Source organism: Leifsonia sp. A12D58 (assembly GCF_047530025.1).
Taxonomy (GTDB): Bacteria; Actinomycetota; Actinomycetes; order Actinomycetales; family Microbacteriaceae; genus Cryobacterium.
The window spans coordinates 1-12,776 of record NZ_JBLJAT010000006.1; the positions used below are offsets into that span (position 1 = coordinate 1).

General features: G+C 64.9%; 9 protein-coding genes. 4 read left to right on the top strand and 5 right to left on the bottom strand.

Going from position 1 to position 12,776, the window contains the following annotated elements; translation table 11 throughout:
• Positions 1-54: 54 nt before the first annotated feature.
• From ACMT3I_RS13525 to ACMT3I_RS13535, 3 genes are all read right to left on the bottom strand, one after another.
• Entirely contained in the window at positions 55-1,440 is a 1,386-nt protein-coding gene (locus ACMT3I_RS13525; protein ID WP_414805038.1) for a M50 family metallopeptidase, read from the bottom strand.
• A gap of 138 nt (positions 1,441-1,578) precedes the next feature.
• The gene (locus tag ACMT3I_RS13530) at positions 1,579-2,418 is read right to left on the bottom strand and encodes an ABC transporter permease subunit (RefSeq protein WP_414805039.1); all 840 of its coding nucleotides are present in this window, start codon (positions 2,416-2,418) and stop codon (positions 1,579-1,581) included.
• Positions 2,415-3,326: an ABC transporter ATP-binding protein gene (locus ACMT3I_RS13535; RefSeq protein WP_414805040.1), complete on the bottom strand. Its 912-nt coding sequence runs from the start codon at positions 3,324-3,326 to the stop codon at positions 2,415-2,417. Before ACMT3I_RS13535 ends, ACMT3I_RS13530 begins: the two co-directional genes overlap by 4 nt.
• A gap of 165 nt (positions 3,327-3,491) precedes the next feature.
• On the opposite strand from ACMT3I_RS13535, the gene ACMT3I_RS13540 reads away from it, so the two are divergent.
• Entirely contained in the window at positions 3,492-4,415 is a 924-nt protein-coding gene (locus ACMT3I_RS13540) for an NAD-dependent epimerase/dehydratase family protein (protein ID WP_414805041.1), read from the top strand.
• A gap of 64 nt (positions 4,416-4,479) precedes the next feature.
• Here the strand turns inward: ACMT3I_RS13540 and dxr are convergent, their stop codons facing one another.
• Positions 4,480-5,565, bottom strand: a complete 1,086-nt coding sequence (gene dxr, locus ACMT3I_RS13545; protein WP_414805042.1) for a 1-deoxy-D-xylulose-5-phosphate reductoisomerase — start codon at positions 5,563-5,565, stop codon at positions 4,480-4,482.
• 208 nt (positions 5,566-5,773) lie between these two features.
• On the opposite strand from dxr, the gene ACMT3I_RS13550 reads away from it, so the two are divergent.
• The gene (locus tag ACMT3I_RS13550) at positions 5,774-9,721 is read left to right on the top strand and encodes a Pls/PosA family non-ribosomal peptide synthetase (protein WP_414805043.1); all 3,948 of its coding nucleotides are present in this window, start codon (positions 5,774-5,776) and stop codon (positions 9,719-9,721) included.
• Positions 9,722-9,755: 34 nt separating this feature from the next.
• On the top strand, positions 9,756-11,105 hold the full coding sequence (locus ACMT3I_RS13555; RefSeq protein ID WP_414805044.1) for a M1 family metallopeptidase: 1,350 nt from the start codon (positions 9,756-9,758) through the stop codon (positions 11,103-11,105).
• Between the two features lie 22 nt (positions 11,106-11,127).
• Here the strand turns inward: ACMT3I_RS13555 and ACMT3I_RS13560 are convergent, their stop codons facing one another.
• Complete coding sequence (locus ACMT3I_RS13560) at positions 11,128-11,850, bottom strand: 4'-phosphopantetheinyl transferase family protein (protein ID WP_414805045.1); 723 nt, start codon at positions 11,848-11,850, stop codon at positions 11,128-11,130.
• Positions 11,851-12,045: 195 nt separating this feature from the next.
• Here ACMT3I_RS13560 and ACMT3I_RS13565 point away from each other — a divergent pair, with 195 nt between their 5' ends.
• Positions 12,046-12,729 carry a lysophospholipid acyltransferase family protein gene (locus ACMT3I_RS13565; RefSeq protein ID WP_414805192.1) on the top strand — a complete coding sequence of 228 codons (684 nt, stop codon included), beginning with the start codon at positions 12,046-12,048 and terminating at the stop codon, positions 12,727-12,729.
• The last annotated feature ends 47 nt before the right edge of the window (positions 12,730-12,776 follow it).

Consider the following 12,776-nt stretch of genomic DNA (forward strand, 5'->3'; position numbering starts at 1 on the left):
TGTCGCCGTTACTCCCGGGGGTTTAACGGCGACAACTCAGTCAATGAGATCGACCTAGTCGAAGAGGCTGATCGGCTTCACGATGTCTGCGTAGATGAGTAGCAGGCTCATGCCGCCGAGGATGATCACGACGGCGAAAGTCAGCGGCATCAGCTTGGCGGTGTCCACGGGACCCGGATCCTTGCGCTTGAAGAGCTTCGCGAAGGAGCGACGGATGCCCTCCCACAGCGCGCCGGCGACGTGACCGCCGTCGAGTGGCATCAGCGGAACCAGGTTGAAAACAAAGAGCGCAACGTTCAGCGACGCGAGCAAGCCGATCATGCTTGCCGCCTTGTCGGCCACTGGAATGGTGTCGATGCTGGCGATCTCGCCGGCCACACGGCCGACGCCGACGACGCTGATCGGGCCGTTCGGGTCGCGCTCCCCCGGACCGAATGCGGCGTTGGCGACATCGATCAGGCGCTGTGGCAAGTTGAGGATCATGTGCACGACGCTGCCGATGTTGTCGCCGACAGCGGGCAGCACTGCGGTGATCGGCTGCTGCACGAGCTCGGTCGCCGCACCGATTCCGACGAACCCGACCTCGAGCATCACCGGCTTGCCGTCGGCGTCCTCTGTGACCTGACCCTTGGAATCCGTCACGTAGCGCTCGGTGAGCTTGGGAGTGAGCGTGAGAGGAAGTTCTGCTCCGTCGCGCTCAACGACAACGCTCAGCGGCTGTCCTGCCGAGTTTCGGATAATCTCGGTCGACTGCTCCCAGCTGGTGATCGGGGTGCCGTTGATGCTCACCAGCCGGTCGCCCGGCTTGATGCCAGCTGCTGCGCCCGGAGCTGCTTCGGCGTTCTCGTCGCAGGTTTTAGTACTGCTGGCGGCAGGGATCACGCAAGCTGACACGCTGCCGACAGTGGTTGAGGTCTGTGCGGTACCGAAGCCCATCAGCAGCACGGCGAACAGCACGATGGCGATCAGCAGGTTCATGAACGGCCCACCGAGCATGATGATGATGCGCTTGAAGACCGGAAGTTTGTAGAAGGCGCGGTGCTCTTCGCCTACACCGATGGTGTCGGCGCTGGCTTGTCTGGCATCGTCGGCCAGGGTGCTGACGGCGCTCTGCTTTCTGGGTGCGGTGTCAGTTCCGCCCTCCTGCACGAGAGTGTTAAAGAATCCGGTGCTTGAGCTGCGGGCATCAGCGCCATCTTTTGGCGGGAACATGCCGATCATCGAGATGTAGCCACCGAGCGGGACAGCCTTGACCCCGTATTCGGTCTCGCCCTTGCGCTTCGACCAGAGCGTCGGCCCGAAGCCGATCATGTACTGGGTCACCTTGACGCCGAACAGTTTGGCGGGAACCAGGTGCCCGATTTCGTGCAGGCCAATTGAGAGGGCGAGGCCGACGACGATTATTGCGACGCCCAGAATGAATAGCAGCACGGATTCCACAGAATCAGAGTATCTGCAGAATGCTTGGAAGCCGCTGGCGGTTACCCGAACGGCACCGATGAGTGCCCGGAAACAAAAACATCTCCCCCAGCCGGCGAAGCCTGCCGGCTGGAGGAGATGTCAGGTGTTGCAGTGTTGCTACGCATCCCTGCGCTTCAGCAGCACCGCACCGGCGACAAAAGCGACGAGGGCCCATACGAGAACCACCGCTATCTGCTGCCAGGTTTCGAGGGGGCTCTCCCCAGTGAAGGCAGACTGCCCAAAGGACGACATGCCGGCATTCATCATGAGATACGGAGCAGCATCTGCCATCCACTGCAGTCCCGCTATTGCGAAGGTCAACGGCAGGATCAGGATCAGGCCGACAGCCGCTGCGATTCCGCCGGCACTACTGCGCACAATCGCTCCAAGCCCCAGGGCGAACAGTGACACACAGGCCAGGTAGAGCGCTGAGGCCACGAGCGGCAGGTAGACGTCGGGGCTGGTGATGTTAGCCTCGACACCCTTGCTTGCCAAGATGGGCGCCGCAATGGCGTATGAGCCCACTGCGCTCACCAACCCAACGACGAACGACGAGACGAACAGCACGACTGCCTTGGCGAACAAGGCAGGCAGGCGGCGCGGAACCGCGGTGAGTGTCGACTTGATCATGCCTGTCATGTACTCACCGCTGATGACGAGTACGCCGAGCACCGCGATCACCAGCTGGCCGAAGAAAGTGCCGAACGTCGCTGCTTGCACGAGCATGCTGGTCTGCGCCTCAGCAGGCATGTCCTGCAGATACTCGGCGTTCAGGCTGATCGACATTAGGAAGGCCAGCCCGACAGATATCAACACGACTGTCGCGTACGACCACACGGTCGAGCGCAACGTCGTGAGCTTGATCCACTCCGAATTGAGCACCCGGGCGAAGGTGACGCCTCCGTTGCCGGCTTGAGCCGATGTGAAGGAAACGCTGGGGGTCAGGGTGGTGGTCATCGTGCAAGCTCCGTTTTGTACTCGAGGTCGTTTTCAGTCAGCGACAGGTAGGCCTCTTCGAGGGAGGCGGTGATGGGGGTGAGCTCGTGCAGCGCGATGCCTGCCTGGGCCGCAGCCTCACCGATCTGCGCGGCGGCCAGGCCGGTGATCTGCAAGAGGTCGGTCTGCGTGTTCGTGACAGTGACATCCGCGCTGGCGATCAGGCGAGCGAGATCCCCGGCGCGCGGTGTGCGCACGGTGACGGATGTTCCGGTGGCGGCGGCCAGGATGTCTGCGACGGGTGCATCGGCGACGACCCGTCCGCGGCCCAACACGATCAGGTGGTCGGCAGTCTGCGCCATCTCGCTCATCAGGTGCGACGACAGGAAGACGGTGCGTCCCTCTGCGGCAAGCTGGCGGGAGAGACGGCGCACCCACAGCACGCCTTCGGGGTCGAGGCCGTTGACCGGCTCGTCGAAGATCAGGGTGGCCGGGTCACCCAGCAGGGCAACGGCCAGGCCGAGGCGCTGCCCCATGCCGAGCGAGAATCCGCCGACGCGCTTCTTGGCCACTGACTCGAGGCCGGTCATGGCGATGACCTCATGCACGCGGCGCTGGCTGATGCCGTGAGTGGCTGCCATGGCGCGGAGGTGGTTGTACGCCGTGCGGCCGGTGTGGATGGCCTTCGCATCAAGCAGTGCGCCCACTTCGTGAAGGGGCGCAGCGTGATCCGCATAGCGCTTGCCATTCACCAGTGCTGTTCCTCGCGTCGGGCGGTCGAGGCCGACGATCATGCGCATGGTGGTTGACTTGCCCGCGCCGTTCGGCCCGAGGAAGCCGGTGACGCGTCCCGGTGCAATAGTGAACGTCACGTTATCGACGGCGACCTTGTCACCGTACGTCTTGGTCAATCCCTGGATTTCAATCATGATTCGAGCCTAGAAATAATCGAGCGCCGAAACATCAGCCGCAGGTACGGTGTTCACTGGATCGATGTCATCCCGCAGTACTACGTTTTGAATACGGGGTGCATGGCATCAGTGCGGCTGCTGCGCTTTGCGAGCGGTGCACACGACGAGTCGAGGAGACTTCCCATGGCACAACAGCTTGTTGTCGGCGCCGGACTGATCGGCCGCCCCCTCGCAGAGCGGCTCGCCGCCCGCGGCGATTCTGTCACCATCGCCACCAGATCGACCTCCCCTGCCCAAGGAGCGACTGCGCTCATGCTCGACGCCAGTGACGCGTCGGCGTTCAGCCGGGCCGCTGAAGGCGCGGCAACGATCTTCCTGTGCACGAACCCGCCGTACACCGATTGGGAGACCGACTGGCCTCCGATCTTTTCGGCCGCAATCACCGCGGCGGCGTCCAGCGGCGCGAGCCTCGTATTGATGGGCAACCTGTACCCGTACGGCACCCCGACTGGGATGCTGACTGAGCATTCTCCCGAAAAGACGACGGAGAAGAAGGGCCGGATCCGCAAGGCGGGCTGGCAGGAGGTACTCGCTGCACATCGGCGCGGCGACATCAAGGCCGTCGAGGTGCGCGCCAGTGACTACTTCGGGCCGGGATCGGGCGGCACGGCCCACCTCGGCAGCTCATTCTTCAGTGCGGTACTCGAGTCGAAGACGGCACACGTCGTCGGCAAGCCGAACGTCGCTCACAGCTGGAGCTACCTTCCAGACATCGTGACGACACTCGTCGCAGCAGCCGACTACCAGGGCGACTGGGGTCGGATCTGGCATGTGCCGAGCGGCACGCACAGTCGCCAGGAAATAGTGGACCAGCTCAACGAGATCTACGGTACGAAGGGAAAAGTGTCAGGGTATCCGCAGTGGCTCTTGCGGTCCCTCGGTATGGTCAGCCCGATGATGCGCGAGGTCTGGGCATCCAGCTACCAGTTCGTCGTGCCGTTCGTCATCGACTCGACCGAGACACGTCGCGAGCTTGGAGTGAAGGCCACAGATTGGACCGAGGCGCTTACCACGACGGCCGATAGCTACCGCGCGCAGTCCGACTAGCGAGCTCGAGCGGGCGATCTGCCGACCGGTGAAGAGCCAAGCGGAATTGCACCGGCCGGTCCGATTACTCCGCGGCTGCGATCAGCTTGTCTGCGGTACGACGCGCCCACTCTTCGGCGTCGGCGAGTGACTCGAGGCTGAGCGCGCCATCCTGCTCGTGGGCTTCGACGACGGCGCGTATCGTGTCGACGATGCCGAGGAACGGCAGCCGCCCGGCGTGGAATGCTGCGACAGCCTGCTCATTGGCCGCGTTGAACACTGCGGGATACGTGCCACCGGCTCGGCCGACAGTCTTCGCCAGCTCGACGGCAGGGAATGCCGCATCGTCGAGCGGCTCAAAAGTCCAGGCCTGGGCAACCGTCCAGTCGATCGGGGCGCCGACGGCCCCGACGCGATTCGGCCAGTCAAGTCCGAGCGAGATCGGCAGGCGCATGTCGGGCGGCGATGCCTGCGCAATTGTCGAGCCGTCGATGAACTCGACCATCGAGTGCACGATCGACTGCGGGTGCACCACGACGTCGATGCGGTCGTAACCGACGTCGAAGAGCAGGTGCGCCTCGATCACTTCGAGGCCCTTGTTGACCAGGGTTGCCGAGTTCGTGGTGACGACCATGCCCATGTCCCAGGTGGGGTGGGCGAGCGCCTGGGCGGGAGTGACGGATGCAAGCTGCTCGCGCGTGAAGCCCCTGAACGGACCACCGGATGCCGTGAGCACGAGTCGGCGCACCTCATCCGCTGTCCCGGAGCGCAGCGCCTGCGCAATGGCTGAGTGTTCGGAGTCGACGGGCACGATCTGGCCGGGAGCGGCGATCGACTTCACCAGGTCGCCGCCGACGATCAGCGATTCCTTGTTGGCCAGAGCCAGAGTGCGGCCGGCACGCAGCGCAGCGAGTGTCGGGCCGAGACCGATGGAGCCGGTGATGCCGTTGAGCACCACATCGGCGTCGACATCCCGAATCAGCTGCTCGGCCTCTGCGGCTCCGAGTCCTGTGTCATCAACATTGAACTCGGCTGCCTGCTCATCGAGCAACACTCGATTGGTGCCTGCCGCGAGTCCGACCACGTCGAACCGTGTGGGGTTCGCCTTGATCACGTCGAGCGCCTGGGTTCCGATGGAACCGGTTGATCCGAGGATTATTACTCTCTGCACGCTCCCCATCGTATGCCCGGGCTTCCCGCGCCCGCCGACACGCGCATCCGCTGCGCATCCATCGATCGGACATCCTGCAGTTCACCCGCTGTACACCGTGCGCCCATAGGCTCCGGCGAGCGCAGGTGAATGCAGGTGACTATTTGTGTCGAGAATCACCCGGTCGGAGTCGGATTGCGCGAGTATGGGAAGGGGGACTGGGGTGGGGATGACTGCTTTGTCCGGGATTGATGTGACGCACGCACCTGGCCTGATGCTGGCCGGAGATCGGGCGCCGTCTCCACGCACGCTGATCGACATCCTGCGCGACAGCGCAGAGGCCAACCCGCAGGCATCAGCCCTCATCGACGCCGACGGCTCACTGAGCTATCGGCAGTTGATGCGCCACGTCACCGCGCAGACAGCCGCACTCGTCGCGGCCGGTGTGCAGAAGGGCGACCGCGTCGGCATCCGTATCCCGTCTGGTACCCGCACGCTGTACATATCGATTCTGGCCACGCTTGCAGCCGGCGCGAGTTATGTGCCGGTCGACGCCGACGATCCGGAGGAGCGCGCTGAGCTGGTCTTCGGCGAAGCGGATGTCATCGGCGTCATCGGTGCAGACGGCGCACTGACTCGGCGGGGTCACGGTCAAGCAACAACAGCATCCGTCGTTTCAGCACCCGTCTTGGCCGTCGCGACCGGCAGCATCCCGCTGGTTCCAGGCCCCGACACCGATGACGATGCCTGGGTCATCTTCACGTCCGGGTCAACAGGTGTGCCAAAAGGGGTAGCCGTCACCCACCGCTCTGCGGCGGCATTCGTCGACGCAGAAGCACGCCTCTTTCTGCAGGACGACCCGATCGGTCCGGGAGACCGCGTACTCGCCGGGCTCTCTGTGGCGTTCGACGCCTCCTGCGAAGAGATGTGGCTGGCCTGGCGCCACGGAGCCTGCCTCGTACCCGCACCGCGCTCGCTGGTTCGTTCAGGCGTCGACCTCGGCCCCTGGCTCATCACCCACGGCATCACCATCGTCTCGACGGTGCCGACCCTGGCAGCCCTCTGGCCGGTCGAGTCTCTCGAGCTGGTGCGCCTGCTCATCTTCGGCGGCGAGGCCTGTCCGCCCGAACTCGCCGAACGGCTGGCCGTCGATGGCCGGGAAGTCTGGAACACGTACGGGCCAACCGAAGCCACCGTTGTCTCGTGCGGCGCCCTGCTGACCGGCACTCCCCCCATCCGTATCGGCCTCCCGCTCGACGGCTGGGATCTCGCCGTTGTCGATGCCACTGGGCAGCCAGTCGGCGAGGGTGAGGTCGGCGAGTTGATCATCGGCGGTGTGGGTTTGGCCCGTTACCTCGATCCGGTCAAAGATGCCGAGAAATACGCGCCGTTTCCCACCCTGGGCTGGCAGCGGGCCTATCGATCGGGCGACCTGGTGCGCTTTGAATCGGCAGGGCTGATCTTTCAGGGCCGTGCCGACGATCAGGTGAAGCTCGGTGGCCGTCGCATCGAGCTGGGAGAGATCGACGCAGCGCTGGCTGCACTTCCCGGCATCGGTGGTGCGGCGGCGGTGGTGCAGACCACCCCGGCGGGCAACCATGTGCTTGTCGGGTACATCTCGCCGATCGATCCCAGCGGCCAGTACGACACGGATGCCGCCACCCTGCGACTGCGCTCCGAGCTACCGGCTGCGCTCGTGCCGCTGCTCGCCGTCGTCGAGAGCCTGCCCACCCGCACCTCAGGCAAGGTCGACCGCGCCGCCCTCCCCTGGCCGCTGCCACTGAAGGGTGAGGCAGAGGCGAACCTGGCCGGCCTCGGCGAGACGGCGCTCTGGCTTGCCGGTCAGTGGAGTGCGATTCTCGGCACGCCGGTGAAGGGACCAGACGACGACTTCTTTGCCCACGGCGGTGGCTCACTCTCGGCAGCCCAACTCGTCTCTGCCATCCGCACCCGGTTCCCTGATACTCGGGTGTCCGACATCTACGACCACCCGCGCATCGGCGCACTGGCCACCGAACTTGATGCCAGGGTGCCACGCGCACTCGAGGAACGTCGCACCGTCATCCCCACACCGGTCAAGACCCAGGTAATCCAAACGTTGCTCGGCATCCCCCTGCACGTGATCGTCGGCCTGCGCTGGATCGTCTACCTGGCCATCGTGAACAACCTGATGCACCTCACCGGCGCGGTTCCGTGGGCCCACGAGATCTCCTGGTGGTGGATCATCGCCGGCTTCCTGCTTTTCGTCACCCCACTCGGGCGCATGACGATCTCGGTGATCGCCGCCCGCACCCTACTCACCGGCCTGACACCCGGTGACTATCCCCGCGGCGGGTCTGTTCACCTGCGCGTCTGGCTGGCCGAACAGGTGGCGCATCTGGTGGGTGCTGCGAACCTGGCCGGTGCGCCCTGGATCAGCTACTACGCCAGGGCCCTCGGCGCCCGGATCGGCCGCGGCGTCGACCTGCACTCGCTGCCGCCCGTCACCGGCATGCTCAAGATCGGCGCCGGAGCCGCTATCGAACCCGAGGTCGACCTTGTCGGCTACTGGGTTGACGGCGACATCCTGCGCCTCGGCGCCGTGCAGATCGGGGCCGGCGCCACCGTCGGATCCCGCAGCACACTGCTGCCAGGAACCCGCATCGGCAAGGGCGCGGAGATCGCTGCCGGGTCGGCGGTACACGGTCAGGTTCCGGCCGGACAGCTTTGGGCAGGCTCCCCCGCCGAGCGCATCGGCAAGTCTCGGGGAGACTGGCCAGATGAACGCCCGCCGATCGGTACCCGCTGGCTGTTTGCGTACGCCGCTGGTTCAGTTGCCCTCTCCTCGCTTCCGGTCATTGCGATCGCCGTAGCCCTTCTCATCCTCAGCGCCGGGGTGACCGGCACCGCAACACTCGGTGACGCTGCCGTGCGTGCACTCGCCTGGCTGCCACTCGCCGTCGCCGCAGCCGGTGTTGTCTATGCCGCGCTCACTGTCATCGCAGTTCGGCTGCTCAGTATCGGCCTCGCCCCCGGCACGTATCCGGTGCGCAGCCGCATCGGATTTCAGGTGTGGGCAACCGAACGCCTGCTCGATTCGGCCCGCACAGTCCTGTTCCCGTTCTATGCCAGCCTGTTCACACCGGTCTGGCTCCGGATGCTCGGCGCCCGCGTCGGCAAGGACGTCGAAGCGTCGACCGTGCTGCTGATTCCGTCTCTGACCACCATCGGCGACCTGGCATTCCTGGCAGACGACACCATGGTCGCCTCATATGAGCTTGGCCACGGCTGGTTGCGTATCGACAATGCCAAGGTGGGTCGCCGGGCGTTCCTGGGCAACTCGGGGATGACAGGACCCGGTCGAACCGTGCCGAAGAACGGACTGGTCGCCGTGCTCTCCGCCACCCCGAAGAAGGCCAAGTCTGGATCGTCCTGGCTCGGCAACCCGCCGGTTCGCCTACGCCGGGCTGTCGCCGAGTTCGATGAAACGCGCACGTTCCGGCCGCCCACTCATTTGCGGATCGCGCGCCTGCTCTGGGAGTGCTCGCGGTTCATCCCTGTCGTGGTGTCTGCTGCCATTGCGCTCGGAATCATCGTCAGCCTGGAGTGGATGATTTCCTGCTGGGGAACCCTCTGGACGATCGTGTTATCCGGCGTGGTGATGCTCGTTGCCGGCGCAGTGGCTGCCGGGGTCACCACAGTGGCTAAATGGATCCTTGTCGGCCGAATCAAAGTGCAAGAGCATCCGCTGTGGTCATCATTCGTCTGGCGCAACGAGGTTTCTGATTCATTCGTCGAGCTGGTGGCGGCCCCGTGGTTCGCTGTGGCGGCTACCGGCACACCGGCGCTGGCGTGGTGGCTGCGGTCCCTCGGCGCCACGCTCGGCCGCGGCACATGGTGCGAGTCGTACTGGCTGCCGGAAGCCGATCTGGTGACGCTCGGCGCCGGATCGAGCGTGAATCGCGGCTGCGTCGTGCAGACTCACTTGTTCCACGACCGGGTGATGGCTCTCGACACCGTCGAGATCGCACGCGGCGCGACCCTCGGCCCGCACAGTGTGATCCTGCCAGCAGCCCGGATCGGTGCCGATGCGACAGTCGGCCCCGCTTCCCTGGTGATGCGCGGGGAAGGCGTTCCGGAATCCAGCCGCTGGGCGGGAAACCCGATTGCACCGTGGCACGGATCCGACCGACGATGATCGCTTGCTCGGAATGATCTATTACTCTGGCGAGGTGAAGACAGCCGACGAAACCGAGAGCTATGGCGCGGCGACTTCGGGCGATCCGTACCTTCCGCACAGCGGCAACGGGGGCTATCTCGTCTCGCACTATGCGGTCGATCTCAACTACCGGGTGTCAAACAACCGACTACTCGGAACAGCGATCATCTCAGCGACGGCAACGCATCAACTCTCGCGGTTCAGTCTCGACCTCACCGGATTGGTCGCCCAGAAGGTGCGCGTCAACGGCGTGCGTGCACCCCGGTTCACGCACAACGCGAACAAGCTCATCATCACGCCGGCCCGCCCACTTGAGCGCGGCGAGCGCTTCACCGTGACCGTGCGCTACGGCGGAGCGCCTGCCCCGCGCAAGAGTTTATGGGGCGATGTCGGCTGGGAAGAGCTGACCGAAGGTGTACTCGTCGCCGGTCAGCCGTGCGGCGCCCCCACCTGGTTTCCGTGCAACGACCACCCGAGCAACAAAGCGACGTTCGGCCTCACCATCACGACTGATTCTCCGTACCACGTCGTTGCCTGCGGCACGCTGATCTCCCGCTCTGTCAAGGCAAGCCAGACAGTCTGGGTGTTCGAGACGACTGAGCCGGTGGCCACCTACCTGGCGACCGTGCAGATCGGGTACTACTCGAGGCATCCGCTTGCCCAGGGGACAGTTCCCCAGCAGGCTTACATTCCTGCCGATCTGGCCGATGAGTTCACCGCGGACTTCGGCGCCCAGCCGGCGATGCTTGCCTACTTCTCGCAGGTGTTCGGCGATTATCCGTTCGCTGAATACTCGGTCGTCGTCGCCGATGACGACCTGGAGATTCCGCTTGAGGCGCACGGGTTGTCGGTCTTCGGGCGCAATCACGTCGATGGGCAGCAGGGCTCTACCCGGCTGATCGCCCACGAACTCGCTCACTCCTGGTTCGGCAACAGTCTGACTGCATCGTCGTGGAAGCACATCTGGCTGCACGAGGGCTTCGCCTGCTACGCGGAGTGGCTGTGGTCTGAGCAGTCTGGCGGGCAATCGACCAACCGCCTCGCCGAAGCATTCTGGACCAAGCTGAGTTCACTGCCTCAGAACATCGTTCTCGGGGATCCCGGGCCTCGACTGATGTTCGACGATCGCGTGTACAAGCGCGGCGCACTCACCCTGCACGCCCTGCGCCTCACCATCGGCGATGAGCCGTTCTTCCGAATGCTGCGGGACTGGACACTCCTCAAACGCCACGGCTCGGTGACGACCGCGGAGTTCCTGGCCCACGCCAGCGGCTACACCGACCGTCCTCTCGGCCCGCTCATGTCGAGCTGGCTGTTCGACACGGCACTGCCAAAGCTGCCTCGCGGGTACCGACCGAGTTAGCTGCAGGGTCGGTTGACGGGGGTCAGATCCGCCAGAGGTCGACGTCTGACGGTCGTTCACCGATGACAGCGATGACGCCGAGCAGCATTCGATCGGCCGTCGTCGTCGGCAGTTCGACAACGCCAAGGTACGGTGCCTCGTCGAGCTCAAGAGAGCTGGGCCATGTCTCTAGAGTGAGCTGACCGTCAGCGGCGAGCGCGAACTCCAATTCCGACGGGTCGACAGCCAGACCCCACCCTGTCGCTTTGAGCACAGCCTCCTTGGCACACCACAGCAGGGTGCGGATGTCGTCGCGCTCGGAGTCCGGTGCGGCCAGCAGGGCAGCCTGCTCGGCCAGGTGCAGTGCCGCCGCGTCGATCGATGCACGAGTGAGAGCCGCGGGTTCTTCGATGTCGAGGCCAATCGGGTTTCCTGCAGTGACGGCGACGGCCGCCTGACCACCCGCCCTGCTCAGGCTCACCTGGATCGGCGCTCCGTCATCGCGGCGCGGAGCGATCACATACGGCTTGCCGTGGTCGTCGGCCCCGCAACGGCGGCAGTGTCTCGCGACGACGACCTCAGAAGCCGGTGTGCCCGAAAAGTGCGCGACTGCCTCGATGAGAAGCCGCTCATCGGGATGCCCCTCTGGGCGCTCATCGCGCTGTGCATCGTCAGCCGTTTCAGAGCTGGACTCGTACCGATAGATCCGCACAGGAGCGGCTGCGGCGGGTGAGGCGTCTTGACGCTCGGCCGGTGAAGTCTGCATCTGTTCATCCTGCTCCCGTCGCTGCAGAACGCGCGGACGCCACGCATCACGCTCACAGAATGCTGCGGCCTGTCCATAACCTGACGCGCATATAAGCCGGGGTATTGTCGTTCTGTGACAGCTGAGAGCGAAGAAGCCCCCACTCCCCCCAAAGCCAAGAGACCGGGTTTCGTTTATTTCCTCGGCTACGGCATCATGGCGCCCATTGCCCGTCTCGTGTTCCGGCCACGCATCACCGGCAGAGAGAACATCCCGAAGACCGGCCGCGTCATCCTCGCCAGCAACCACCTCTCGTTCGTCGACAGTCTGGTCATCCCGCTGACCGCGCCGCGCCGCGTGCAGTTCCTGGCCAAGAACACCTACTTCACCGGCACCGGCTTCAAGGGCTGGGTCTCTCGTACTTTCTTCACCTCCATCGGCGCCGTCGGCGTCGAACGTGGCGCAGGGCAGGCCGCGCAGGATGCTCTGGATGCCGGCAAGCAGATCCTCGAATCCGACAGCGCGTTTGCGATCTACCCGGAGGGCACCCGCTCTCTCGACGGTCGTCTCTACAAGGGCCGCACCGGCGTCGCCTGGCTCGCACTCACCACTGGTGCCATCGTGGTGCCAGTCGGTCTGGTCGGCACCCAGGAGATCCAGCCCGTCGGTGCCAAGTTCCCGCGCATCCGCCGCATTTCGGTGAAGTTCGGCGAGCCCATCGACGTGAGCGTGCACGGCGCCGCGACCTCAGGCAAGGCCAGGCGTCTGGCCACCGACGAGATCATGGCGGCAATCCACGAATTGTCTGGTCAGGAACTCGCCGGCGTGTACAACGAGGCGCCACCTGCCGGCACCCTGCACCGCATCGCAGACAAGGTCTTCCCGCGCGAGCGCATCTAGCGTTCGTCCCAGTTCGCCGCCCATCGGCATCCGCTCGCCTGCTTTAC